At 36.7% G+C, this 24856-nt stretch carries 25 protein-coding genes and 1 riboswitch; of the genes, 16 read left to right on the forward strand and 9 right to left on the reverse strand.

Annotated features, from left to right (window positions below; genetic code table 11):
• Window positions 1-27: 27 nt before the first annotated feature.
• The 8 genes from ACPF63_RS22895 (at window position 28) to serS (ending at window position 8915) form a co-directional block, all read left to right on the forward strand.
• Entirely contained in the window at window positions 28-813 is a 786-nt protein-coding gene (locus ACPF63_RS22895) for a (Fe-S)-binding protein (protein ID WP_047381714.1), read from the forward strand.
• A 20-nt stretch (window positions 814-833) separates the two neighbouring features.
• A complete protein-coding gene (locus ACPF63_RS22900; RefSeq protein WP_426481435.1) occupies window positions 834-1970 on the forward strand; it encodes a hypothetical protein in 1137 nt (378 codons plus the stop codon).
• 109 nt (window positions 1971-2079) lie between these two features.
• Entirely contained in the window at window positions 2080-2568 is a 489-nt protein-coding gene (locus tag ACPF63_RS22905) for a hypothetical protein (RefSeq protein ID WP_426481436.1), read from the forward strand.
• A gap of 97 nt (window positions 2569-2665) precedes the next feature.
• Complete coding sequence (locus ACPF63_RS22910) at window positions 2666-3799, forward strand: glycosyltransferase (RefSeq protein WP_426481437.1); 1134 nt, start codon at window positions 2666-2668, stop codon at window positions 3797-3799.
• A 5-nt stretch (window positions 3800-3804) separates the two neighbouring features.
• Window positions 3805-5058 (forward strand): polysaccharide biosynthesis C-terminal domain-containing protein, encoded by a 1254-nt coding sequence (locus ACPF63_RS22915; RefSeq protein WP_426481438.1) that lies wholly within the window; start codon window positions 3805-3807, stop codon window positions 5056-5058.
• Between the two features lie 66 nt (window positions 5059-5124).
• Window positions 5125-7023 carry an asparagine synthase (glutamine-hydrolyzing) gene (gene asnB / locus ACPF63_RS22920; RefSeq protein WP_426481439.1) on the forward strand — a complete coding sequence of 633 codons (1899 nt, stop codon included), beginning with the start codon at window positions 5125-5127 and terminating at the stop codon, window positions 7021-7023.
• Window positions 7024-7061: 38 nt separating this feature from the next.
• Window positions 7062-7580: a hypothetical protein gene (locus ACPF63_RS22925; protein WP_077419475.1), complete on the forward strand. Its 519-nt coding sequence runs from the start codon at window positions 7062-7064 to the stop codon at window positions 7578-7580.
• 66 nt (window positions 7581-7646) lie between these two features.
• Window positions 7647-8915 (forward strand): serine--tRNA ligase, encoded by a 1269-nt coding sequence (serS, locus tag ACPF63_RS22930; protein WP_219071905.1) that lies wholly within the window; start codon window positions 7647-7649, stop codon window positions 8913-8915.
• 56 nt (window positions 8916-8971) lie between these two features.
• Here the strand turns inward: serS and ACPF63_RS22935 are convergent, their stop codons facing one another.
• The 9 genes from ACPF63_RS22935 to ACPF63_RS22975 form a co-directional block, all read right to left on the reverse strand.
• Window positions 8972-9709, reverse strand: a complete 738-nt coding sequence (locus ACPF63_RS22935; RefSeq protein ID WP_426481440.1) for a hypothetical protein — start codon at window positions 9707-9709, stop codon at window positions 8972-8974.
• Between the two features lie 19 nt (window positions 9710-9728).
• Window positions 9729-10454: a sulfite exporter TauE/SafE family protein gene (locus ACPF63_RS22940; protein WP_077419478.1), complete on the reverse strand. Its 726-nt coding sequence runs from the start codon at window positions 10452-10454 to the stop codon at window positions 9729-9731.
• Window positions 10445-10897 carry a FixH family protein gene (locus tag ACPF63_RS22945; protein ID WP_047381691.1) on the reverse strand — a complete coding sequence of 151 codons (453 nt, stop codon included), beginning with the start codon at window positions 10895-10897 and terminating at the stop codon, window positions 10445-10447. The genes ACPF63_RS22940 and ACPF63_RS22945 overlap by 10 nt, the downstream gene beginning before the upstream one ends.
• 10 nt (window positions 10898-10907) lie before the next feature.
• Window positions 10908-12362, reverse strand: a complete 1455-nt coding sequence (gene ccoG / locus ACPF63_RS22950; RefSeq protein WP_426481441.1) for a cytochrome c oxidase accessory protein CcoG — start codon at window positions 12360-12362, stop codon at window positions 10908-10910.
• Between the two features lie 94 nt (window positions 12363-12456).
• Window positions 12457-13338 (reverse strand): cbb3-type cytochrome c oxidase N-terminal domain-containing protein, encoded by an 882-nt coding sequence (locus ACPF63_RS22955; RefSeq protein WP_047381687.1) that lies wholly within the window; start codon window positions 13336-13338, stop codon window positions 12457-12459.
• A 10-nt stretch (window positions 13339-13348) separates the two neighbouring features.
• Window positions 13349-13549 (reverse strand): cbb3-type cytochrome oxidase subunit 3, encoded by a 201-nt coding sequence (locus ACPF63_RS22960; protein WP_077419481.1) that lies wholly within the window; start codon window positions 13547-13549, stop codon window positions 13349-13351.
• A gap of 22 nt (window positions 13550-13571) precedes the next feature.
• Window positions 13572-15833 carry a cytochrome-c oxidase, cbb3-type subunit I gene (gene ccoN, locus ACPF63_RS22965; protein WP_047377333.1) on the reverse strand — a complete coding sequence of 754 codons (2262 nt, stop codon included), beginning with the start codon at window positions 15831-15833 and terminating at the stop codon, window positions 13572-13574.
• 21 nt (window positions 15834-15854) lie between these two features.
• On the reverse strand, window positions 15855-16067 hold the full coding sequence (ccoS, locus tag ACPF63_RS22970; protein ID WP_047377334.1) for a cbb3-type cytochrome oxidase assembly protein CcoS: 213 nt from the start codon (window positions 16065-16067) through the stop codon (window positions 15855-15857).
• A gap of 109 nt (window positions 16068-16176) precedes the next feature.
• Window positions 16177-18555, reverse strand: coding sequence for a heavy metal translocating P-type ATPase (locus tag ACPF63_RS22975; RefSeq protein WP_426481442.1), 2379 nt, complete (start codon window positions 18553-18555; stop codon window positions 16177-16179).
• A gap of 88 nt (window positions 18556-18643) precedes the next feature.
• Between ACPF63_RS22975 and ACPF63_RS22980 the strand changes: the two genes are divergently transcribed.
• From ACPF63_RS22980 to ACPF63_RS23015, 8 genes are all read left to right on the forward strand, one after another.
• A complete protein-coding gene (locus ACPF63_RS22980; protein ID WP_034692595.1) occupies window positions 18644-19357 on the forward strand; it encodes a Crp/Fnr family transcriptional regulator in 714 nt (237 codons plus the stop codon).
• A gap of 61 nt (window positions 19358-19418) precedes the next feature.
• Window positions 19419-20234, forward strand: coding sequence for a 3-methyl-2-oxobutanoate hydroxymethyltransferase (panB, locus tag ACPF63_RS22985; protein ID WP_047381678.1), 816 nt, complete (start codon window positions 19419-19421; stop codon window positions 20232-20234).
• A gap of 3 nt (window positions 20235-20237) precedes the next feature.
• The gene (locus tag ACPF63_RS22990; RefSeq protein ID WP_426481443.1) at window positions 20238-20552 is read left to right on the forward strand and encodes a hypothetical protein; all 315 of its coding nucleotides are present in this window, start codon (window positions 20238-20240) and stop codon (window positions 20550-20552) included.
• Window positions 20553-20563: 11 nt separating this feature from the next.
• Window positions 20564-21241, forward strand: coding sequence for an RluA family pseudouridine synthase (locus ACPF63_RS22995; protein ID WP_077419486.1), 678 nt, complete (start codon window positions 20564-20566; stop codon window positions 21239-21241).
• A 116-nt stretch (window positions 21242-21357) separates the two neighbouring features.
• A riboswitch (TPP riboswitch) is annotated at window positions 21358-21454 on the forward strand.
• Between the two features lie 58 nt (window positions 21455-21512).
• Window positions 21513-21719 (forward strand): sulfur carrier protein ThiS, encoded by a 207-nt coding sequence (gene thiS / locus ACPF63_RS23000; RefSeq protein WP_077419579.1) that lies wholly within the window; start codon window positions 21513-21515, stop codon window positions 21717-21719.
• A 23-nt stretch (window positions 21720-21742) separates the two neighbouring features.
• Window positions 21743-23554, forward strand: coding sequence for a phosphomethylpyrimidine synthase ThiC (gene thiC, locus ACPF63_RS23005; RefSeq protein WP_426481444.1), 1812 nt, complete (start codon window positions 21743-21745; stop codon window positions 23552-23554).
• Entirely contained in the window at window positions 23551-24138 is a 588-nt protein-coding gene (locus ACPF63_RS23010) for a thiamine phosphate synthase (RefSeq protein ID WP_426481445.1), read from the forward strand. The genes thiC and ACPF63_RS23010 overlap by 4 nt, the downstream gene beginning before the upstream one ends.
• Window positions 24114-24854, forward strand: a complete 741-nt coding sequence (locus tag ACPF63_RS23015) for a hydroxymethylpyrimidine/phosphomethylpyrimidine kinase (RefSeq protein ID WP_426481446.1) — start codon at window positions 24114-24116, stop codon at window positions 24852-24854. Before ACPF63_RS23010 ends, ACPF63_RS23015 begins: the two co-directional genes overlap by 25 nt.
• Window positions 24855-24856: the final 2 nt, after the last annotated feature.

Below are 24856 nucleotides of genomic sequence, written 5' to 3' on the forward strand. Positions count from 1 at the left end.
ATTCTCACATTTTCAAATTGAAAAAAAATGGATTTCAATATAAAAACAATGGCAGAATATGCTGCCGAAGGAAAAGCCCCGGAAGTTTTATTTTGGGTTGGATGTGCGGGAAGCTTTGATGACCGTGCTAAAAAAATTACAAAAGCATTTTGCAAGATATTAAATAAGATAGGAGTAGAATTTGCAGTTTTGGGACAGGAAGAAAGCTGTACCGGAGATCCTGCAAAAAGAGCGGGAAATGAATTCGTTTTCCAGATGATGGCCCTTACGAATATTGAAGTGCTGAATGCCTACGAAGTAAAGAAAATCGTAACAGCTTGCCCACACTGTTTCAATACCCTGAAAAATGAATATCCAAGCTTAGGCGGCCACTTTGACGTAGTTCACCATACTCAGTTTCTTAAAACCTTAATGGAAGAAGGAAGACTGAAAATAGAAGGTGGAGCATTCAAAGGGAAAAAAATAACTTTCCATGATCCTTGTTACCTGGGACGTGCCAATGACGAATATGAAGCTCCAAGAATGCTTCTTGAAAAGCTGGATGCAGAGCTTGTAGAAATGAAGCGTTGCAAAACCAACGGACTTTGCTGTGGAGCAGGGGGAGCACAGATGTTTAAAGAACCTGAAAAAGGAAAGAAAGACATCAATATTGAAAGAACAGAAGAAGCTTTATCTTTTGAACCAAAGGTAATTGCTACAGGATGCCCTTTCTGTAATACCATGATGACGGATGGTGTAAAACACTTTAATAAAAATACCGAAGTTGCCGTAAAAGATATCGTTGAACTTCTTGCTGAAGCAGAAGATTTATAATTGTAATCCTATACAGGCTTATGAAGGTAGAATGGAGACTCTCCTTTTTGTTTATCATTTCAATACTTGCTGCTCTTACATTCTGGAATTACCAAAACAGAGTATATGACTGGGATATGCCGGGTTATTTAGGGAGTATGTATACTTCAGAATTCCCGAATTCACCAGATAAAGTTAGAATTATCACTTATGATGAAATCAAAAAAGAAGCTCCTGCAGACCATTATACAGATATCATCGGAATAAAGCAGTGGGACATTCCAAGGCAGTATTTCGTAAAAAATACACAATCTTTTACAGAACAATTACCCTATTTTCAAATCAAAGTAGGGTATATTCTTGTAATAACCCTCTTTTATAAGCTGGGACTTTCCTCCCCAATGGCAGTCCTGTTCACCAGCCTTATTTCTTACTTTTTTTCAGGGTTATTATTATTTTATATTCTAAAACTCCTGTTTCCAAAGAAATACTGGTTTGCAATAGGACTAACGGTTGTATCCATGCTTTTGCCACCCATGACGTATATGTCCAGAGTTTCCACACCGGATATGTTTATTTTTCAGTTTATCCTGATCTTTATCATCGGTTTGATCAAAAAATGGAGCAAATGGGGGATGTTTGTGCTTCTGTTTGCAATCACCTTTATACGTCCGGATTATATTACATTTACCCTGACTTATATTATTGCCGTTTTCTTCTTTTATTATTTTAGAGAAAAGAAGATTGATGTTTCCCTTATTGTACAGGGCACAGTACTTCTGCTGATGTATCTGGCAATCATTAAATTTTACCATTATCCCGGCTGGAAAGACGTTTTTTACGATACTTTTATCGACAGAAGACCTATTATTTCCACACATCCCATCGAAGTAAGCTTAAAAGACTATCTGAGTATTATTTATATCAAGATTATCTACTTTAAAAAAGTAACTCTGTCTGTAAGCATCATGATCGCAATAGTATTCTGGCGTTCCAGAGATGCATGGGTAAGAATGATTTCAGTACTTTTCCTCGTAAATGTGTACATCAAATTCTTTTTCTTTCCGCAGTCGGCGGCACTGAGGTTCTTCTTTCCGTTTATTTTTCCTCTTTTCATTATGATGCTCTATGTGTTGAGTAAAAAATACAATGATCTCAAACTCGAGAAAATTGCGTAATTTTGTCTTTAAGATAATAAGGATTTGAAATCACGATTACAGTATATTCTGTTCAATAATCAGAAATGAACGTGATTGCGCAATTTCTTGAAAAATAAATACTTACATTATGAAAATCGAAGAATCTAATATTGTAGAAACCAACGACTACAGAGTCATTATATATCCGGCTTCAAGACCTTTTGAAACTAAAGAAGCAAAGGCGATTACCGAAAAACTGTTTGATTTCCTTGCTACATGGGCCGCTCATGGAAAACCACTTTCTTCTTCATTTAAAATTGAAAAGAATCAGTTTATTGTGGTGTGTGTAGATGAAGAAAAAGAAATGGCTTCAGGATGCAGCATTGATGCTTTAGGGAAGGTAATGAGAGAAATTGATGAAGAGTATACACTAGGGCTTTTCGACAGAATGAAAGCTAGTTTTGTAGAAAATGGTGAAGTGAAGACTTTAAAGCTGATTGATTTTAAAACAAAATTGAGAAATGGAGAACTTTCAAATGATATTCAGGTTTTTGACTTCTCAAAAAACACCTACCTTGACTTTTTGAGCCACTTTCTTCTTCCTTTAGAGAAGAGCTGGGCAGGTTCTATAAAATAAACGCTATTAAGCTTATACAGCTGAATAATCATAAAGTGAGAACCTGTTTCTCACTTTTTTGTTTTAATGTATCTTTGTATAGATTCGAGTAAGACTAATGCCTAAAGTACTTTTTTTAACGACATCCCACAGCTATAATGATGACCGTATTTTTTATCATCAGGCAAAGGCTCTTAGAGATAATGGGTATGAAGTGAAAATATGCAGTTTGTACGCTGATTATAAAGGTACTATTGATGGAATTGAAATAGAATCCTATGCCGTTCTGGAAGAAAGTATAGAAAAGAAAATGGAAACATTCCGTAAGGTTTGTGACAATTTTCAACCCCAGACTATCATTTGTTCCGAACCTCTTGCTGTGGTGGCTTCAAAGAAATTTGTAAAAGAATATAATGCAAGCTGTATCTATGATGTTACAGAATGGTATCCTTCGATGTCAATGCTTCAGAAATACCGTTTTCCAACTAAAATTATTAAGGCAGTAAAATTTTCTCTTATTCAGTTATATGCAGGGTTTTTAAGCACTCATTTTATATTTGGTGAAACTACCAAAAAATTTCCGCTGGCCTATTTTTTTGGCTTCAAAAAACAAATGATTCTTCCTTATTATCCGGATTCTTTTTATATCAAAGAAAGTATAAAACAGCTTGATGCGGATGCAATTACGCTCTGTTACACAGGCCAGATTTCTAAAGATAAAGGCATTGAGAATTTTTTCAATGCAGTAGATAAGCTCAGGCAAAAATTACCAACACTTCACATTAAGATTCTGATTATCGGAGCGACGGTTGAAAAAAATGATGAACTTTATTTTTCAGCATTACTGAAGAAATATTCTTTTAATACTGTTGAGCTTAGAAAACCTGTGACTTTTGAACGGTTTACAGAAGCATTTGCAGCAGCAGATATATGTTTTGACCTTCGGGAAATCAATTTTGAAAACAACTACTCATTGCCGATAAAATTGTTTTACTTTATGGGAGCAGGAAAACCGGTGATCTATTCAAACTTGAAAGGAATCCGAAAAAATATGGGTTCGCTTTCATTTGGCAGTTTGGTAGATCCACACAATACTGATGCTATTTCAGAAGTTATCCTCAATTATATAAGAAACCCGGAGCTTTATGATTTGTATGCTCTCAATGCCCGGAAAGAATTTGAAGAAAAATATAATTGGAGCACGATAAAAGAGTCTTTTGTTGATTTTGTGAAAAGATCTATTGATAAATAATTGCTATGCAGCTGACTATTATTAAAACTTTTGTCTCACGTTTTCTTATTCTGATCCTGAGTTTCGGACTGGTAATCTATTCTACGAATATGTGGGGCAGCGAAGGAAAGGGAACCATTTCTATTGTGGTTGCCAATGCCGCTGCAGTGAGTTTTTTCAGCAGTATCTTTTCAGGAAGCAGTGCTTCCTATTTCGCTTCAAGGTTTAAAATAGAAAAAGTGTTATTATTTGCCTATCTATGGTCTCTCCTAACAGGGCTTTTAATTCCTTTTTTATTCAGCCTGGCTTCTATTCAGAGCGAATATCTTTTGTATCTTATCGGAATATCCGTTTTTTCTTCACTGTTATCTACCAATATTAGTTTGTTTATTGGAACACAGGATATTAGGAAGTTTAATGTTTATACTGTTTTACAGCAACTTGTCCATATTATCTTTATCGGAATATTGGTGTACCTGTTTGGTAAAAAAGATGTTTCAGTATACTTTCTTGCACAAATCGGGTGTCTGGCACTTCTTTTTCTAACCAGCTTTTTTCAGATCATCAAAAAATGCAATCTTTCTGAAATATCATTCAGTAAAGATGTTGCCAGGAATATGTTTGAATACGGCTGGAAAACCCAGCTGAGCGCTTTTGTTCAATTTCTGAACTATAGACTTTCCTTTTATTTCCTGGAATATTTTGAAGGCATTGCCAGTGTAGGAATCTTTTCTATCGGAGTTACTTTTTCTGAAGCTATATGGACGATTACCCGCAGTATTGCCGTGGTTTTATATTCAGATGTGGTTAATAGTAAAAGCAGGAAAGAATCGGTAGGGAAAACCAAGGATTCTTTAAAACTGACGTTTATTCTGATGATAGGTTTTGTACTGGGAATCATTATCATCCCGTCACAGATCTATGAAATTATTTTTGGAAGAGAATTCAGACATACCAAAGAAATCATGCTTCTCTTATCTCCGGGTATTTTTGCCATTGCTGTAAGTGATATGGTAGGGCATTACTTCTCAGGAATGAGGGAGTTAAAGATTCTCAATGTAAAATCAATAGTCGGATTGGTTGTTACGGTGGTATTTTCTTTCATTGCAATACCCAGATGGGGAATTTTGGGCGCTTGTCTTGCCACTACATCATCATATTTGGTTTCAGCCTTCCTGCTGTTCCGGAAATTTTATAGTTCTACTACATTCAGTTTGAAAGATTACATAGTCTCAAAAGAGGAAATTCAGCTTTTAAAAGAAAAGTTTTTGAAGAAATAATTTATTTTGTTAAGGTGCAGAAAACAAAGTCATTTTCCTATTTTTACAATTCTATTAAGTCATATTATGTGCGGAATCAGCGGTTATTATTCATTTCATAAAAGTATTTCCTCTACAAATATTCTGGAAATGAATCAGGTGATCAAACATCGTGGACCGGATGATGAAGGATTCTGGCTGTATGATTATGACCAGGGAATTTCTTTTTCAGGAAATGATTCTACCCCGAAAATTAAAGAACAGTTTTCGGTTTTACAGGAAAGAAGTTCCGAGATTGCCTTGGGTTTCCGCAGATTATCCATTATCGATCTTTCTGAAAAAGGCCATCAGCCGATGCTTTCAGAGAATGAGCAGATCATTGTTACTTTTAATGGTGAGATTTATAATTTTAAAAAATTAAGAATAGAGCTTGAGGCTTTAGGTCATTCTTTCCGAAGTAACTCCGATACTGAAGTTATCCTTAAGGGGTATCAGGAATGGGGAAATTCAACCTTTGTAAAGCTGGATGGAATGTTTGCGATCTGTATTGTTGATCTTATCAATAAAAAATTGATACTGGCAAGAGACAGAGTAGGGATGAAGCCGCTCTTTTACCATCAAAGTGAGGAAGGATTGGTTTGGGCTTCGGAAATAAAAGCGTTGTTGAAAAATGAATTTGTAAAACCTGAAATCAACTGGAATGGAGTATATACCAATTTTCTTTTTCAAACGACATTGGCTCCGGAAACCTGCTTTCAGGATATTTTATCCCTGGAACCTGCTTCTTTTATGACCATTGATTTAGCAGATCAAAAAATTACCAAAGAAAAATTCTGGACACTGCCTTCTCCTTCTGTGAAAGGTGTTTCGGAAGAAGAAGCCGTAAGAAAAATAGATGAACTTCTTTCTGAAAGTATATCAGAACAATTATATGCGGATGTTCCCGTAGCATTGATGATGAGTGGTGGAATAGATTCTACATTAATTGCTTCAAAATCAAAACCTTTTGATCCTGATATCAATACATATACCATCTCCTACCCGTTTTCTGAAGAAGAAGTGAAAAATGCATCGCTGGCTGCCAGACATTTTGGTGTGTTGCATGAAATAAAAGAAGTGAATGATGATGAAGCACTGGAGCATCTTAAAGAAAATATTCAGCATTTTGAAGAACCTTACAGCAGTTTTGAAGTCTTGATCAATGCGGCGAAATATGCACATGATAAAGATTTAAAAGTGGTATTAAGCGGAAATGGTGCCGATGAGCTCTTTGCCGGCTATTCTCATACCTTGAAGCTGAATAGATGGCTGTTGATGAGGAATTTTAATTTTATAAGACCTTTTATTTTTACAAAAGACAAATTTTCACAACGGGTAAAAAACTACTTCTCCCAGGATGATATTTTTGATTTTTTCAGACAGAGCCAGATCAGTATGATGCCTCTTGAAGCCAAAGCTCTCATCCAACCAGATATTTATGCTAAAATTGATGTAAAGCTCTCAAAATACCACGCTTCTGAAAGAAAGAACTATTCCGGGTATTTTGAATACGATATGAAATATTCTCTGTCTTCCCATCATGTATTCAGGGATGATCTGAGTGCGATGAAATACAGTGTGGAATTTCGGTATCCTTACCTGAGCAACAGTTTGATCAATTATGTAGCTTCACTGCCTGAACATATTAGATTTAATGGAATTCAGAACAAACCATTACTGCGTAAAACAGCTGAAAAATATCTTCCTGAATCAGTTTTGAATATGCCTAAGAAAGGATTTTCTTTTCCGGTTTATTATTTCATTAAAAATGAAAAAAGAGTAAGGGATTTCATTGTTGAAAATCTTAATAGCTTAAAAAAGAGAAATTTTTTTAACGCTGCAGTGATTGATGAATGGTGGAATCACCAAAAGCAAGAGTATGACTGGGTGAAAATCTGGCAGCTGGTTACTTTTGAACTGTGGTATCAGAAATATTTTGAAAAATAAAGAAGCAGCCTAAAGATTAATATTTTACCTTTGTATTTATGATGAAATATTTTTGGGGCATACTTATTGTGGTTTTTGCACTTGTAAGTTGTAAAAGTGATGATGATTCTTTGCAGAGAATAGATCAGTTACTTAATATCTATGTGAAAAACAGCGCTGGACAGGATCTGCTGAACAATAAAAAAACCGGATCTTATACCGGATTTTCTGTAAACGATATTTTTGGAACAAAAGATATTTCTCCGGTAAGTATTTCGTTAAGAATGACAACGGATTCATTGTTCTACATGGAGTATCTGGCAGGGGCAAAAAGAAGAAAACTGGATTCTATAAGCCCTGATAATCCGGGGACTGGGAATTCTTACTATTCCAGAATGCAGATTACATATACAAAAAGTACTAATGTAAGTGATAATGTGATTGATACTTTGGAGGTTCAGTATCGCAATACACCAACGGTATTCCAGGTTTCAAAAGTTTTGTATAACAGAGTTCCTGTGTTTTCAAAAGATGCTGATGCGCCAACTTCGATAAATACCGTGACTATCACAAAATAATTTTTAAATTTGTACAATTGTTAGCTTATTATAAGCTAAACATCTAATATTTAACATCTAAATAAAATGTTACAAGTCAATTTTTTGCGCGACAATAAAGAACGCGTTTTAGAAGGTCTTAAGAAAAGACAATTCAAAAATCTTGAGTTGGTAGACGAGGCTATCGCTGCCGACGACGAAAGAAAAAGAATCCAGTTTGAACTAGATTCCCAATTATCGGAAATCAACAAAATTTCGAAAGAAATCGGGCTTTTGATGAAAGAAGGGAAAAAAGAAGAAGCGGAATCTGCAAAATCTAAAACAGCACAATACAAAGAGTCGAGCTCAGAATTGAAGTCCCAGTTAGAAGTTAAGGAAAACGACTTACTGAATGTCCTGTACCAGCTTCCAAACATTCCAAATGAATTGGTAAAAAGCGGAGCTTCTGCTGATGATAATGAAATGATTTTTCAATCTCATCCGGTAGAAGGTCTTGGTGAAGGAGCTATTCCTCACTGGGAACTTGCAAAAAAATATAATCTTATTGATTTTGAATTAGGGGTTAAAATTGCAGGAGCAGGATTCCCTGTTTATTTAGGAAAAGGAGCAAGATTACAGAGAGCTTTGGTTCAGTATTTCTTAGATAAAAACGTAGAGAAAGGATATACAGAAGTGAATCCTCCTCACGTAGTCAATGAAGCATCTGGATTTGGAACCGGGCAGTTACCTGATAAAGAAGGGCAGATGTATTATATCAATGAAGATAAATTGTACCTGATTCCTACAGCAGAAGTTCCTGTAACGAACCTTTACCGTGATGTATTGCTTGATGAGAAAGATCTTCCCATCAAAAATACGGCATTCTCTCAATGCTACAGAAGAGAAGCAGGAAGCTACGGAGCTCACGTAAGAGGCTTGAACCGTCTTCATCAGTTTGAAAAAGTAGAAATTGTAAGAATTGAAAAGCCTGAAAATTCTTATGCTGTTTTGGAAGAAATGGTAGAGCATATCAAAGAAATCCTTACAGATCTTGAGCTTCCGTTCAGAGTATTAAGACTTTGCGGAGGGGATACTGGTTTTGCATCTGCAATGACCTATGATTTCGAAGTATGGAGTGCTGCTCAGGAAATGTGGCTGGAAGTAAGTTCTGTTTCTAATTTTGAAACGTTCCAGGCGAACAGATTGAAATGCCGTTACAAAGGAGATGGTAAATCTCAATTGGTTCATACCCTGAACGGATCTGCAATGGCATTGCCAAGAATTATGGCGGCATTGCTTGAGAATAACCAGACAGCGGAAGGAATCAAACTTCCTAAGAAGATTGCAGAATATGCAAGATTTGAAATAATCAACTAAACTAATCAGTTAATTTAGTATACAATAAAACCCACCGGAATCCGGTGGGTTTTGCTTTATTCTGTAACGATGATAATCTTTTTATCTGCGTTTTTAAGTTTTTTATCCTTATCATAAATGGCTTTCAGATCATATTCTATTCTTATTGAATGATCATCGATCTGCTTTATCCAGTCATGCTTCCCTGTCATTGATTTTATGGGATTTTCAAACTTTAAAGTAGTACCGATCTTTTTGAAAAACATAATCATCATTCCGGCCATCTTCTCAGTTTCTTCCTTTGAGCTTTTGGAGCGAATAGCCTCTTCAATACTTTTAAGATTAAAGTTTTCGGTATCAATCGTCAGGGTTTTTCCGTTCCAATTATTGTAAATATTTTGATCCAGAGGGATTTTTTCAGTTTTTGTAAAGTTTTTCAAAGCCTGATAATCTTCCGGAGCAAAATGTTCCATTTTAAAAGAAAACCCTGCAAGTGTGTTATCTTCTTTCGTAGACTTCATGAAGATCTTTTTCATGATCCTGATTGAATCCGGATTTTCGGTTTTCAATTTGCCTTCCTTTTTGGCAACATCGTACATACTTGTCCAGGCGGTTGGAAGCCTATCCATTTCTCCAAATTCTTTCTGCTTTAACGAATCCGGTGTCATGGCCATCATTTCTGACATGAACTCTCTCGTATCGATATCAGTAACAGAAGTGGAAGCTGCATCTTTATGATAGATAATTTCAGAATTGACACTGCAGGATTGCAGCATAAAAAGGCTTATCAGAAATAAGGCAATGGTTTTCTTCATGGTATATTGTAAATACTGATTAATGGCAGTTGACAGCTCCGTTTGGATCTTTAGAGATTGTCATTGCTTCTGCTTTCGGGGAAACATATGGAATTCCCAACTCAAGACCTCTTAGAATGAATAATCCTCCTAAAATGATCATAATTACAGGAACGGCTTTCAAAACCTTTACCCTGAATGCCTGATTCATGAGATTTCCAGCCAAAACAATGGCAAACATGAACGGAAGGGTTCCCAATCCAAATAAAGCCATATATAAAGCTCCCTGCCATATTCCTCCGCCTGCAAGACTTGCTGTAAGCGCCATGTAAACCATTCCACACGGTAAAAAGCCATTAAGAAGCCCCGTGGTAAATCTTGATCGGTAGTCCGCTTTCTGAAGTAGTCTTCCCAGATTCATTTTTACAGTATACAGAAATTTGGAGAGGAAAGGAATCTTTGAGGCAAAATCTTTTCCACCAAAGGAAAATACAGCCATGATAATCAGAAGAACACCTGCTGTAATAGTAAGATATTTCTGAAAGCCTGCCATTTCAAATCCTTGCCCGATAATTCCAAGAAGTGCACCCAATAATGAATAGGTGAATATTCTCCCGAATTGATAGGTAAGGTTCTGAAGGTAGAAGTTGGCTGCCTGCTTTTTGGTTAATCCCATCGACAGGGCAATAGGACCACACATTCCGATACAGTGAAAACCGGAAGCAAAGCCTAAAGCAATAGCCGATACAATAAGTCCTATTTCCATATCACATCATAATCCATTCTGTAGTCTGTTTTATTTGTTGTCCAACTCAGTCTTAGTGTATAGTTACCCATTTTCAATACCTGTGAAGGGATAATGAAAGACTGGCTGGCATCAAGCTGTACAGATTTTTTGATATCTAAATTCTGGTCGTCGGTTCTGTTTAAAACAAATTTTACCGTAGTATTTGAGTTGTTGTAATCTTTTGGAAAAGTAATTTTAATTCCCTTAGGATCCTGGCTGTATGCAGGTTTTTCCGGTAATTCGTCTGCTTTTTTCTTGGCATCAATGACATCCTGATATTTCAACTCCTCTTCATAATAATTATCTGTTACCATTTCAGAGTTCTTCTGTCCGTTTGGAAAAAGAAATAACATAGATAATATAAAAACTATGAATGCAAATAATGCAATTACAACACCGTGTCCCCAACTAAAGTTCTTCATTTTTTTCTAATTAAAATTGCAGTTTGAATGGCCCTTCAAAATAAGTCTGATATGAATCAATCAGTTTTCCTTTCATATCGTAAACGCCAATGGTAATATTCTGTTTGGATAGTTTCATTTCATCTTCCGGGAAGCTGATATTAATGGTCCCTTTAGAAATTTTATCCCGGTCTACCTGGATCTTACTGGATGCACTGTACGTGATTTCACCATGTGCCGGCTCCATTACTTTGATGGTAACGATTTTTTTGTCGTTCGTTTTATTAAGGAAAGTATAATTATAGGTATTGGTAATTTTACCCTCTTTTACAAAGAATGTACTTCCTGCCGGTTTGATGAATTTAGCCTCCATCTCGCCGCGGCTGTACAGAAGGTACCCTAAGAATCCTACAAGAAGGAATAGGAATACAGCAAATCCTTTCATTCTTCCTGTAAACTTAAATTGGGTCTGTTTTTCAATTTCGTTTTCAGAAGCATATCGGATCAGTCCTTTTGGAAGCCCTACTTTTTCCATCACTTCATCACAGGCATCAATACATGCTGTACAGTTTATACATTCCAACTGCTGTCCGTCTCGGATGTCAATCCCGGTAGGGCATACCACTACACATTGGTGGCAGTCTATACAATCTCCTTTGCCTGCAGCCTTACGGTCTTCGCCTTTTCTCCATTTTGATCTGTTTTCTCCTCTTTTGAAGTCATAGAAAACGTTGATCGTATCTTTATCAATTAATACTCCCTGAAGTCTTCCATATGGGCATACCAATGTACAGACCTGCTCTCTGAACCATGCAAATACAAAGTAAAATGCAGCAGTAAGAAGAATCATTACGATAAAATTGGTAGGATGTGCAAATGGTCCTTCACCAATGATTTTAAATACCTCTTCATATCCTACGATGTACATGAACATAAAGTGGGTGATCACCAATGAAATAATGATATAAACAGTCCATTTTAAACTTCTTTTCCAGATCTTTTCACTGTTCCACTCTTGTCTGTCCAGCTTCATCTGCTTGTTTCTGTCACCTTCAATCAGATATTCTATTTTACGGAAGATCGATTCCATAAAAATTGTCTGAGGGCAAATCCACCCGCAGAAAATTCTTCCGAACGCAATCGTAAAAACAATAATAAAGATTAAAGAGGCAATAGCACCTAAAGTAAGGATAAAAAAGTCTTGTGGATAGAAAGGCTGTCCAAAGATGAAAAATTCTCTGTCTATGACATTGAACAATAATAATGGATTACCATTGATTTTGATGAATGGTAATGAAAAATAAATAATTAATAATAAATAGCTTACAATGTTTCTATAGTTGGTATATTTCCCTTTAGGCTTTCTTGGGAATACCCATCTTCTTTTTCCGGATTGCTCCATTGTCCCTATAGAATCTCTGTAAGTTTCAGGGTCCAGAACCTGTCCCTGTCCGCCGCGTACTTCTATTTCTTCTATGTCTGACATTTGTAATAGGTTTTAAAAAAGAAAAAACATAATTCGTTACTATTTTAATCTAATAACAAATTATGTTTTTTTCATATGTTTCTAATTTTTTAAATTATTCTTTTTCCCAATGTGCTTCAGTTCCTTGAGGAGCTGCTCCTCCTTGAGCTGGAGTCACTGGTGGTTGTTCCTGATTGATGTGATATACATACGCTGCAATCTTTTCAATTTCTGCACCTGAAACTTCTCCGTTTTTACCGAATGCTCTCATCGCAGGGTTAGTAGGAGAACCATTCCAGTCCATATGGAATACATTTTTAAATAATGTCTTCTCAGGCTGGTTGATCCAGTAGTTATCAGTAAGGTTTGGTCCGATACCTCCACTACCGTCTTCTTTGTGACAAGATGCACAGTTTGTTTTAAATAATTCTTTACCTTCTGCAATATTATCAGCGGAGTATTTTGCTGTTTCTATTGTTACAGGAGGCTGGGTTTTTTGGTATTCTTCAATACTTGCCAACTGTTCTTTATATTCTTTTTCATATTCGCTTAACGGGTGAGCGAAGTCTGTGAAAGAGTATGCAGCAATATATACAATACAAAAAGCAGTCCCAAAATAGAATAAACCTACCCACCATTTCGGTAACTGGTTATCCAGCTCCATGATTCCATCGAAACCGTGGTCAATAAGGATATCTTTTTCTTCAGTTTCTGATTGCTTTTTGAATGCAGCCAAATACATTCTTTTTAAGAAAGGAACTTTCTTTTCAGCTAAATAAGCTGCTTTTTCCTCCGGAGATAATTTTTTGAATTTGTTGTTTTCAATCAGATCTCCAATTGCACCATGGATATAGGCAAGGATACCAGCGATCACAACAGTTCCCCAGAAGTAAGGTGAAGAAAGGAACGCGTAGCTCTGTACAAATAAATAATAAAAAACTATTAAAAGTCCAATTATTATTAAGATGTTTATAACAACAGGTGTTCTTTGTTTCATAAAAAATAGTTTAATTTTTTAAATTAAAATCGTCATCTTCTTCATCCCCAAGAGGAGCCTCTTCTTCTTCTTTGTAATATTTTTTAGGCCTGCTAAAAACATAAATTACCAAAGCAACGAAGAACAGCATAAAGAAAATCAGAGCCAGTGTCTGGTAGAAGCCAGCATTTTCTGTATTGGATAATATATCTTTAAAGTTCTGAGGAATCATAATATGAGCCTTTTAATGTTTTTTAGTTATTACTTGCTGTTTTGATTTCAGTTGTTTTAATATCTGTTCCTAATCTCTGAAGATAAGAAATAAGAGCTACAATTTCTTTTTTCTCTAATTCTCCCTGAGGTCTCTTAGCATAAGCCTGCTTAAGGTCATTTGCTTCTGAGAAGATATCTTTTACAATTTTTGCTGATTGGTTGTTTGCCCATTTATCTGCAGAATCAATTTCAGCCTTAGAATAAGGTACATCGAACACATTTTTCATCAGCTTCATTTTGTCTACCATCTTAGTTCTGTCTAAGTCAGTAGCAATTAACCAAGGGTAACGAGGCATGATAGAACCTGCGGAAGTAGATCTTGGGTTATACATGTGCTTGTAGTGCCAAGAACTTGGGTTTTTACCACCTTCTCTATGTAAATCCGGTCCTGTTCTCTTAGAACCCCATAGGAACGGTCTGTCGTATACAAATTCTCCAGCTTTGGAGTATTGTCCGTTTTTACCGTTGAACCTTGTAATCTCATCTCTGAACGGTCTGATCATCTGAGAGTGACAAGCATTACATCCTTCACGGATATAAATATCTCTACCTTCAAGTTCAAGTGGTGAATATGGTTTTACCGCTGAAATCGTAGGTACACTTTTCTTAAGAGACAGCGTAGGGATGATTTCAATTGAACTACCAATAGATATTGTGATGAAAGATAAAATACCTAATAATACCGGAGTTCTTTCCAGCCAAAGGTGAGTACCTTCTCCTTCTTTTCTGTTCTTGCTGATGTTTGCTAATGCAGGAGCTTCAGCAGGAACTTCTTTCTGGAATGATCCTTTTCTTACCGTAGCAATTACGTTTACAATCATTAGGATAGATCCTGAGATATAGAATAAACCTCCTACGAATCTCATTTTGAAGTAAGGAATAATTGCCGTTACTGTATCCAACCAGTTTTTCCATAATAATGTACCGTCCGGGTTGAATTGCTTCCACATTAATCCTTGTGTGAATCCTGAAATATACATTGGAACTGCATAGAAAATGATTCCTAAAGTACCTAACCAGAAATGCCAGTTAGCTAATTTTACAGACCAAAGTTTTGTTCTCCACATAATGGGTACCAAATAATAGATAACCCCGAATGCCATGAAACCATTCCATCCAAGAGCTCCTAAGTGTACGTGACCGATAACCCAGTCTGTAAAGTGACCAATTTTGTTGATGTTTTTAGTTGCCAAAAGCGGCCCTTCAAACGTTGCCATACCATAACAAGTAACAGCTACAACGAAGAACTTAAGGATAGGATTTTCTCTTACTTTATCCCAAGCTCCTCTTAACGTAAGAAGACCATTTAACATACCTCCCCAAGATGGTGCAATAAGCATGATAGAGAACCCTGTTCCTACCGCCTGAGCCCAAGCCGGAAGAGCTGTATACTGAAGGTGGTGAGGACCAGCCCAGATATATACGAAAATTAATGACCAGAAGTGAATAATAGACAGTTTATAAGAAAATACCGGTCTGTCTGCAGCCTTCGGAAGGAAGTAATACATTAAACCTAGAACCGGAGTCGTCAATACGAATGCAACCGCATTGTGTCCATACCACCACTGTACAATAGCATCTTTTACCCCTGCATATGCTGAATAAGATTTCCAGCCTGTGAAAGATAAAGGTACTTCAAGGTTGTTGAAGATGTGAAGCATTGCTACCGCAATCCATGTACCAATGTAGAACCAGATCGCTACATAAAGGTGTCTCACTCTTCTCTTTGAAATAGTCAGGAACATATTGATACCAAAAATGATCCATGAGAATGCGATCAATATGTCGATCGGCCACTCGTGTTCAGCATATTCTTTAGAGGTATTGATCCCCATAAAGAATGTAACGAACGTAGCAACGATCATAAACTGCCAAGTCCAGAAATGTAACCAAGACAATGTGTCACTGTACATTCTTGTTTTTAATAATCTCTGTAATGAGTAATAAATACCCGTGTAAACAATGTTACAAACGAATGCAAAGATTACGGTGTTGGTGTGCAGCATTCTGATTCTACCAAAACCAAATGCACCATGAGTGTTTATTAAACCTTGAATATTACCCGATGCCAAACTCTTAATGGTTGTGTCATCTGTCCCGAAAAAGAATTCAGGTAATTCAGGGTAGAAAAGCATTAATGCCGCCGTAAGCCCGAACGTAAACCCTATAAGACCGAAAACTAAGGTCGCATAAAGGAACGCACGGACAATACTATTGTCATAACTAAACTTCTGTGTTTCCATATCAACTATTCACTATTTTTCTCAATTTTTATTATTTTCTCCTATTTCTTTCTCGTCTTTATCTTTGTTGCCTGCCTCATCATTTTCTTTGATTTTTTCATCATCAAAAAGGATTCTGACAGCCGGAGATTCATCATCTTCAAACTGTCCTTTTCGGGCATACACTATAAATACGACCAAGAAAATCGCAGCCAAAGAAACACTGCAGAGGATCATTAAATATAGAATATCCATTGGACAACAAAATTAACCTATTTTCGGGGTTCAAATTTAGTGAAAAATAATGACTTTCATCACGAAATGACGATTTCAGCTAATTTAAAATCAGTCTAAATAAGGGCGTTTAAGCCTGTTTTTTGAAATACTTACGACCTAAAATCCAGGTTGAAAGTGTAGTAAAAGTAACCACCGTGATAGAACTGATTGGCATGATGATTGCTGCAAAGAGCGGATGCATATGTCCTGTAACAGCGTAACTTAAACCAACGATATTGTATAGAAAACTGATTATAAATGTCATTTTCACAATGGTGATAGAGCCTTTACAAACGTTCAGGTAATTGTCTAATGTAACTACTTTATCACCGTTCATAATTACATCAGAGGATGGGGTAAAACTGTTTGTGTCATCAGCAATTGCAATTCCTACATTACTTTGTTTTAAAGCTCCAGCATCATTAAGACCATCTCCAAGCATGGCTACTTTCATGTGCTGGTCCTGAAGAGTTTTAATGTAATTCAGTTTGTCTTCCGGATTCTGATTAAAGGCCATTCCTTTGTAATTTGGAATAAGCTCTTTAAGCTGGTTCTCTTCTGAAGAGTTATCTCCACTCAGGATAAATATTTTGTAGTTGGTTAATTTTGTGAAAAGTTCTTTCAGCTTCGGACGGTATTCGTTCTTAAAGATAAATTTACCTAAATATTCACCATTTTTGCTGATATAAACTGCTGTTTCAAGGTTTTTAGGTTCCTGGTTATTATAACGGGCTGACCCAATTTTATAAAGAGTTCCCCTTACGCTTGCCTCATATCCTTTTCCTGAAATTTCAACAAAATTCTCTACCGGGAAATAATCATCATTTACTTCGATGAATTCATACAAAGATTTTGAAAGCGGGTGGTTGGAATTCTTTAATAATGTTTTAATATTCAGGGAATCAAATTCGTTGATCTCTGGCCCTTCATATTTGATATTTGATTTTTTTCTGTGCGTAATCGTTCCGGTTTTATCAAAGACAATGGTGTCAAGCTTCGCGATTTTTTCAATCGTTAAAGTATCTTTTACATAAAACTTATTTCGACCTAAAATCCTCATAATGTGTCCGAAAGTGAACGGTGCAGACAATGCAAGAGCACAAGGGCATGCAATGATCAGAATGGCTGAAATAACCTGGAACATTTTATTTAAGTCAATAAAATACCAATAAGTTCCTGCGACTAAAGCAATCCCTAAAATAATGAATGTGAAATATTTACTAACGTTATTTGTTAACGTGTCAAGTCCTGTTTCATGTTTTTTAAAAGCTTCTTTATTCCAAAGCTGAGTTAAATAACTTTGATCTACGTTTTTAATCACTTCAAGTTCTAAAGAGGATCCAATCTGTTTTCCTCCAGCGAAAATTTTATCTCCAGGCTGTTTGCTGATACTTTCGCTTTCCCCTGTGATAAAACTATTGTCAATATTTCCTTCTCCGTTGATCAGAATAGCATCTACCGGAATGATTTCCTGATTTCTAACCAGAATTCTATCACCAACTTTTATTTCAGACAATAAAATATTATCCTGTTTTCCTTCGAAATCAACTTTCGTTACGGCAATCGGATAGAAAGATTTGTAATCTCTGTCATAAGAAAGAGCATTGTACGTTCTTTTTTGGAAAATTTTCCCGAGAAGCATGAAGAATAAAAGGCCACAAAGGGTATCAAAATATCCCGGACCATAATCTGTTACCACTTCATAAATACTTCTTCCGTATAGAACAAAAATTCCTAAGACAATCGGAACATCAATGTTGACAATCTTGTTTTTTAAACCATACCATGCAGATTTATAGTAATCTGAAGCTGAGTAAAATACAACAGGTGTTGCCAGGAGGAATATCAAGGTTCTGAACAAGCCTTTATAATGTTCCATCCAATAATCTTCACCTCCGATATATTCAGGAAAAGCAAGAAACATTCCGTTACCAAAAGCAAAGGCAGCAATGGCAAATTTTACTAATAAAGATTTGTCGAGATGATCTTCATTTTTATCAGCAGTTTCAAGGCTGATAACCGGCTTATATCCTAGATTGGTTAAAAATTTAGCAAGTTCGCTTAATTTCAGATCGTTATGGTTGAATGAAATCTGTAGGGTCTTTCTTGTAAAGTTGACCTGTGAATATTTGATGTGGGTATTTAAAGTATGAAGACTTTCTAATAACCAAATACATGAAGAACAGTGAATTACTGGGATTTTGAATGTGACAAGACTGGTGTTTCCTTCAGAAAAATCAGTGACTTTTTCAAAGATTTCCGGGGTATCCAGGTAGTCAAATTGAGTAGAATTTTCATCATTCGGACGAATTCCCGCTCCTTTATTAAGCTCATAGAAATTGCTTAAATTATTTAAATTTAGAATTTCGTAAACAGACTTACATCCATTACAACAGAAAGTCTTTTCATCAAATAAAATTCTCTCTTTTTCTATCCCTTGACCACAATGAAAACAGTTCTCGCTCACCCCATAAAATATTGAACTACAAAATTATAACAAATTTTTTTGTTTATCGCGTTAAAAAGTTCTATTTTTGTGATAAATATCATATAAAATGCCGCAGGAACAACAGATAGCAATTGAAGAGAGGTTCGCCAGAGTTTTTAATGATAAATCATTTAAAGAAAGACTTTCTAGCGCAGATTTTGAAAAATACATTAATGGCAAAAAGAAACTGAGTTTTCAGAAACACGATACCATTTTCGAGGATGGTGAAACTCCAAAAGGAGTTTTTGTTTTGGAAAAAGGGGCTGCCAAACTTTCGAAATCAGGAGCGTTCGGGAAAGATCAAATTTTAAGATTTATCAAAGAAGGGGATATCATCGGCTATCGTTCTTTGCTTTGCGGGGAGAATTTCCAGGCCAAAGCAGAAGCAATGACAGATATTGAATGTGTTTTCTTACCAGCAGATATTTTCATGTATCTTCTGGAAGTAGATCCACAGCTGTCTTTCGTAATGCTTCAAAAAATCTCATACGAATTAGGAGAATCTTCAAATACCATTACCTTCCTTGCCCAGAAAACGGTAAGAGAAAGATTGGCTGAAATACTGCTGCTTTTGGAACAGAAGCTGGGAGTAGATCCTGAAGGGTTCATCAAGATCTCATTGACGAGAGAAGAAATTGCCAATATCATCGGTACTGCTACAGAAAGTGCCATCCGTCTGATTTCAGAATTCAAACAGGATAGCCTGATTGAAGTAGACGGAAGAAATATTAAGATCTTAAATCACGATAAACTCATGAAACTCGGTCACGTAGTTTTATAAATCATACAAAAACTTAAGTCGGCTGAAGGCCGACTTTTTAACTTTTAAAAATAGATAAATTATGTCTGTTCACTCTGAAATTAAAAAAGTTACGACTGAAACCTTGCGTAAAATGAAATTCGACAAGGAAAAAATAACAATGCTTACAGCCTATGATTTTACCACAGCAAAGATGGTAGATGCAGGTGGAGTAGATGCTATTTTAATTGGAGACTCTGCAGCGAATGTAATGGCTGGTTTTGAAACGACATTGCCTATTACGCTGGATCAAATGATCTATCATGCTCAAAGCGTGGTAAGAGGAACCGACAGAGCTTTGGTGGTAGCAGATTTACCTTTCGGAACTTATCAGAGTAATCCTGAAAAAGCATTGGAATCTGCGGTAAGAATGATGAAGGAAGGTGGAGCGCATGCCGTGAAAATTGAAGGCGGAAAGGAAATTTCCAAATCAATCAAAAAAATTATCAACGCCGGAATTCCGGTAATGGGACATTTGGGATTAACACCACAGTCTATTTATAAATTCGGGACTTATAAAGTAAGAGCTAAAGAAGAGGCAGAAGCTGAAAAACTGATTGCTGATGCGCAGCTTTTAGAAGAATTAGGTTGTTTTTCTGTTGTATTGGAGAAAATTCCTGCTGAATTAGCAAAGAAAGTTACTGAAAGCATTTCTATTCCTACTATCGGAATCGGTGCCGGAGCAGATTGTGACGGACAGGTTTTGGTATATCATGATATGGTAGGAATGAACAAAGGTTTCAGTCCGAAATTCTTAAGAAGGTATCTTGATCTTTACACAGAAATTACAGGAGCTGTTTCTCAGTATGTAAAAGATGTGAAGAATGTAGAATTTCCAAACGAAAACGAAAGCTATTAATCCATGCAGAATCAACAATCTATTCAGGGGATATTATCTATTGCAGCACTGGTTTGCCTTGCTGTAGGATGGTTTAATTTATTTTCTCCGGAAATCAACCATTTACTTTCAAGGAAGGTTTTTTATGTTTTGATAGGTGCGAGTTTCTTTATTCAGGCTCCGCTGCTTACCAATAAGAACTTTGTCTATGCAATGTATGCTGCTGCTGCCATCTGTGTATTAGGAGCATTTATACCGGAAGGTTCAAAGCTTTCAGCCGTTAAAACAGTAGGCCTTCTGGCGGGAATTATCCTGTCTTTATCCAATAGAAGAAGATAGAGAGAAGAAGCATGAAGGAGCAGATTATATATGAAGACAACCATCTTCTGGTGATTAATAAAAAGGTGGGTCAGCTTGTACAGGGTGATAAAACCGGAGATGAATCACTATTAGAATCTATCAAGAATTTTATAAAAATAAGAGATGCTAAGCCGGGAAATGTTTTTCTCGGCTTGGTTCATCGTATAGACCGCCCAACTTCAGGGCTGGTGATCTATGCAAAAACTTCCAAAGCGCTTTCACGCCTTACACAGATGGTAAAAAATCGTGAAGTGAAAAAAACATATTGGGCGGTTGTAGGAAAAGAAATGATCCCGCAAAGTCAAAGGCTGGTACATTATTTAAAGAAAAATGAAAAAAATAATAAAGCCATTGTTTTTCCGAAAGCTACCGAAGGGGCAAAAGAAGCGATTCTGACTTATAATGTTATCAAAACATTAGACAATTATTTGTTGTTGGAAATAGACCTTGAAACCGGAAGACATCACCAGATCAGGGCTCAGTTGTCTAAAACAGGGATTCCGATTAAAGGAGACCTGAAATATGGAGCACCACGTTCTAACCCGGATGGAGGAATTAATCTTCACGCAAGAAAGCTGGAGTTTATTCATCCTGTTACAAAGGAAAATATTGAAATCATAGCTCCAGTTCCGCAGAATGATGCGATCTGGAGAGCTTGTGAAGAATAGCAAGGGATCTAAAGCAATCAAAGAAAAAATATAAAAGTCCGTCTCAATTTTGAGGTGGACTTTTTCTTTGAGTTCATTTAAGATTTTGCCCATTCTAAAAAAATGTCTAACTTCGTCCCAAACTTTAGGGGTGTCTGTTACCAACAGACTGAGACTTTACCCTTTGAACCTGATCTGGATCATACCAGCGTAGGGAAAAGTAGATGACTTTTGCTGTACATTCTATTGTACAATAATGGCCATTCCTAAAGTATATTTAAAATTATTAGGAATGGAACTTATAATCAACCACACCCGAAAAACATTTGATGTACTTCCTGCAAACCTGGAAGCATTACTGGCTATTGAGCTGCCCGGAAAGAAAAAAGGCATCGCTGTAGCCCTCAATAACCGTATTATTCCCCTGTCGGCCTGGGCGGAAACCATTCTCAACAACAACGATTCAGTTTTAATCATTACTGCCACTCAGGGCGGTTAATCACATATTTAATACCAATACTTATGGCTCACTCCATTACATGTTCGCCATTTCCGAACTCAAAGAAAATCTACGTTGAAGGAACAGTACACCCTATTAATGTAGCAATGCGTGAAATACAGCTTAGCCCAACCAAATTGACCAATGGCGGCTTTGAACATAATGCTCCGGTAACGATCTACGATACTTCAGGGCCTTATACCGATGAAAATGCGGTTATTGACATTCAGAAAGGACTTCCAAGAATCAGAGAACAATGGATTCTGGACAGAAATGATGTGAATATCCTGGACGGAATTACGTCTGAATACGGAAAAGCCCGTTTAGCAGATCCACGTCTTGATGAATTAAGATTTTCTTACGATCATAAACCTAAAGTAGCGCAAGAGGGAAAAGAATTGACCCAGCTTTACTATGCAAAACAAGGAATCATCACTCCGGAAATGGAATATGTGGCGATCAGAGAAAATCAAAGGATAGAACAGCTGGATTCCGTATCCAAAGAAATGGCTTTTCAGCATCCGGGACACAGTTTTGGAGCAAATACTCCCAAAAGCAAAATTACTCCGGAGTTTGTAAGAGACGAAATTGCTGCCGGAAGAGCCATTATTCCCAATAATATCAATCATCCGGAAAGTGAACCGATGATCATCGGAAGAAACTTTCTGGTGAAAATTAATGCTAATATTGGAAACAGTGCCGTTTCATCCAGTATTGAAGAAGAAGTGGAAAAAGCGGTATGGGCCTGCCGATGGGGAGCAGATACCATTATGGATCTTTCAACCGGGAAAAATATTCATGAAACAAGAGAATGGATCATCAGAAACAGTCCGGTTCCCATTGGTACCGTTCCTATCTATCAGGCACTGGAAAAAGTAAAAGGCGTTCCGGAAGATCTGACATGGGAAATCTTCAGAGACACTCTGATTGAACAGGCTGAACAGGGAGTTTCCTACTTCACGATCCACGCAGGAGTTTTGTTGAGATATATTCATTTAACAGCAAAAAGAGTAACCGGAATTGTTTCCAGAGGTGGTTCAATTATGGCGAAATGGTGTTTATTCCATCATAAAGAAAGCTTCTTATACACTCATTTTGAGGAGATCTGTGAGATTATGAAGAAGTACGATGTTGCTTTCTCTCTTGGAGATGGTCTTCGTCCGGGATCTATTGCAGATGCTAATGATGCCGCTCAGTTTGCCGAACTGGAAACTTTAGGTGAACTGACAAAAATTGCATGGAAACATAACGTACAGGTAATGATTGAAGGGCCTGGCCACGTTCCGATGCATATGATCAAAGAAAATATGGAAAAGCAGCTGGAAGAATGCCATGAAGCTCCATTCTATACCTTAGGTCCTCTGACAACTGACATTGCGCCGGGCTATGATCACATCACTTCAGGAATCGGGGCAGCGATGATAGGATGGTTTGGCTGTGCGATGCTTTGTTATGTAACGCCGAAGGAGCATTTAGGACTTCCAAACAAAGATGATGTAAAAGTTGGTGTAATAACCTATAAATTGGCGGCACACGCAGCAGATTTAGCAAAAGGACATCCGGGAGCTCAGTACAGGGACAATGCATTAAGTAAAGCCAGATTTGAATTCAGATGGGAAGATCAGTTCAACCTTTCTTTAGATCCAGAGACTGCGAGAGCTTATCATGATGAAACATTGCCGGCAGAAGGAGCGAAAATTGCCCATTTCTGTTCTATGTGCGGACCAAAATTCTGCTCAATGAAAATTACTCAGGAAATCCGTGAATCTGCAGAACAAGGAATGCTGGACAAATCACAGGAGTTTATCGAAAAAGGGAAAGAAATCTATATATGATCCTGGTAATCACTCCTGAATTGATGGTTCCGAACGAAACTGATGTGATTAATCAGCTATTTAAGGAAGGACTTGATCTGCTTCATATCCGTAAACCATGGATCAACAGAGATGAAATGATTGAATTGATCAGCCAAATTGATGAAGCGTTTCATTCACAGTTGGTGCTACATACACATTACGATCTGGGGAAGGAATATAACATTTCAAGATTTCATTTCAGAGAGATTGATCGAAAGGAAGAAACTTATAAACCTTTTGCAGAAGAAAATACCATTTCAACTTCAGTACATGATATCACAACCTATAATACTTTGGACAAAGAATGGGAATATGCTTTCATAAGCCCGTTCTTTCCAAGTATCTCCAAAAAAGGATATGGATTGGATTCTACTATTAAAGATGAAATAAAACATAGGAACCATCCGGATGTAAAATTAATTGCTCTTGGAGGAATTGATCAGGATAATGTTCAGGAAGTTTTCAAAACAGAAGCAGATGGAGCAGCTTTATTAGGTGCCATCTGGGAAAGTGAAGAACCTTTAAAAGTATTCAAAAAATGCAGGAACGCCCTTATGTCATGAGTGTTGCAGGCTTTGATCCAAGTGGTGGAGCAGGCTTGTTATCAGATAGTAAAACCTTTGAGCAATCGAAAGTGATGGGACTTGGAGTATGTACAGCGTTGACACTGCAAACAGCCTCCAAATGTCTTAGTCTTGAATGGCGTCCTGTAAAAGAAGTGACTGATGCTATTCAGGTACTGATGGAAAATTATCCGGTTTCAGCCGTGAAAGTCGGAATAGTGAAGGATGCAGAATTTCTGGGTGAAATTGTAAAAACGGTAAAGATTAGCAATCCTGAAGTAAAAATAGTTTGGGATCCCGTTCTGAAAAGCACTTCCGAATTCACTTTTTTTGATCTTAAAACACTTCCTCAATTAAAAACGGTTATTAATAAACTGTGTTTAATAACCCCTAATTATAATGAATACAGTGTTTTAAAGGAACACAATCTTTTACCAGATACAAATCAATGCTCATTGCTGATCAAAGGAGGGCATAGACAAGATCATTTAGGAACGGATATTTTAGTTGAAAACGGAAAAGAAACTCTTTTAGTTCCAGTCGAAGACCATCAAATATATTTTCCTAAACATGGTTCAGGCTGTGTTTTATCATCAGCAATTACAGCAGAACTCGCCAAAGACGAAAGCATGGAAACAGCCTGTAAACAGGGGAAATTATACATTGAAAAATTTTTAAAAAGCAATCCCTCTTTATTGGGAACGCATTCATTATAAAC

The sequence above is a fragment of the Chryseobacterium sp. R2ACT005 genome (assembly GCF_049949215.1).
Taxonomy (GTDB): Bacteria; Bacteroidota; Bacteroidia; order Flavobacteriales; family Weeksellaceae; genus Chryseobacterium.

Bases quoted from the DNA above. Each gene is read 5' to 3' on its own strand.
- ACPF63_RS22895 (WP_047381714.1), top strand. From the start codon at position 28: ATGGATTTCAATATAAAAACAATGGCAGAATATGCTGCCGAAGGAAAA.
- ACPF63_RS22900 (WP_426481435.1), top strand. From the start codon at position 834: ATGAAGGTAGAATGGAGACTCTCCTTTTTGTTTATCATTTCAATACTT.
- ACPF63_RS22905 (WP_426481436.1), top strand. From the start codon at position 2,080: ATGAAAATCGAAGAATCTAATATTGTAGAAACCAACGACTACAGAGTC.
- ACPF63_RS22910 (WP_426481437.1), top strand. From the start codon at position 2,666: ATGCCTAAAGTACTTTTTTTAACGACATCCCACAGCTATAATGATGAC.
- ACPF63_RS22915 (WP_426481438.1), top strand. From the start codon at position 3,805: ATGCAGCTGACTATTATTAAAACTTTTGTCTCACGTTTTCTTATTCTG.
- asnB (WP_426481439.1), top strand. From the start codon at position 5,125: ATGTGCGGAATCAGCGGTTATTATTCATTTCATAAAAGTATTTCCTCT.
- ACPF63_RS22925 (WP_077419475.1), top strand. From the start codon at position 7,062: ATGATGAAATATTTTTGGGGCATACTTATTGTGGTTTTTGCACTTGTA.
- serS (WP_219071905.1), top strand. From the start codon at position 7,647: ATGTTACAAGTCAATTTTTTGCGCGACAATAAAGAACGCGTTTTAGAA.
- ACPF63_RS22935 (WP_426481440.1), bottom strand. From the start codon at position 9,709: ATGAAGAAAACCATTGCCTTATTTCTGATAAGCCTTTTTATGCTGCAA.
- ACPF63_RS22940 (WP_077419478.1), bottom strand. From the start codon at position 10,454: ATGGAAATAGGACTTATTGTATCGGCTATTGCTTTAGGCTTTGCTTCC.
- ACPF63_RS22945 (WP_047381691.1), bottom strand. From the start codon at position 10,897: ATGAAGAACTTTAGTTGGGGACACGGTGTTGTAATTGCATTATTTGCA.
- ccoG (WP_426481441.1), bottom strand. From the start codon at position 12,362: ATGTCAGACATAGAAGAAATAGAAGTACGCGGCGGACAGGGACAGGTT.
- ACPF63_RS22955 (WP_047381687.1), bottom strand. From the start codon at position 13,338: ATGAAACAAAGAACACCTGTTGTTATAAACATCTTAATAATAATTGGA.
- ACPF63_RS22960 (WP_077419481.1), bottom strand. From the start codon at position 13,549: ATGATTCCTCAGAACTTTAAAGATATATTATCCAATACAGAAAATGCT.
- ccoN (WP_047377333.1), bottom strand. From the start codon at position 15,833: ATGGAAACACAGAAGTTTAGTTATGACAATAGTATTGTCCGTGCGTTC.
- ccoS (WP_047377334.1), bottom strand. From the start codon at position 16,067: ATGGATATTCTATATTTAATGATCCTCTGCAGTGTTTCTTTGGCTGCG.
- ACPF63_RS22980 (WP_034692595.1), top strand. From the start codon at position 18,644: ATGCCGCAGGAACAACAGATAGCAATTGAAGAGAGGTTCGCCAGAGTT.
- panB (WP_047381678.1), top strand. From the start codon at position 19,419: ATGTCTGTTCACTCTGAAATTAAAAAAGTTACGACTGAAACCTTGCGT.
- ACPF63_RS22990 (WP_426481443.1), top strand. From the start codon at position 20,238: ATGCAGAATCAACAATCTATTCAGGGGATATTATCTATTGCAGCACTG.
- ACPF63_RS22995 (WP_077419486.1), top strand. From the start codon at position 20,564: ATGAAGGAGCAGATTATATATGAAGACAACCATCTTCTGGTGATTAAT.
- thiS (WP_077419579.1), top strand. From the start codon at position 21,513: ATGGAACTTATAATCAACCACACCCGAAAAACATTTGATGTACTTCCT.
- thiC (WP_426481444.1), top strand. From the start codon at position 21,743: ATGGCTCACTCCATTACATGTTCGCCATTTCCGAACTCAAAGAAAATC.
- ACPF63_RS23010 (WP_426481445.1), top strand. From the start codon at position 23,551: ATGATCCTGGTAATCACTCCTGAATTGATGGTTCCGAACGAAACTGAT.
- ACPF63_RS23015 (WP_426481446.1), top strand. From the start codon at position 24,114: ATGCAGGAACGCCCTTATGTCATGAGTGTTGCAGGCTTTGATCCAAGT.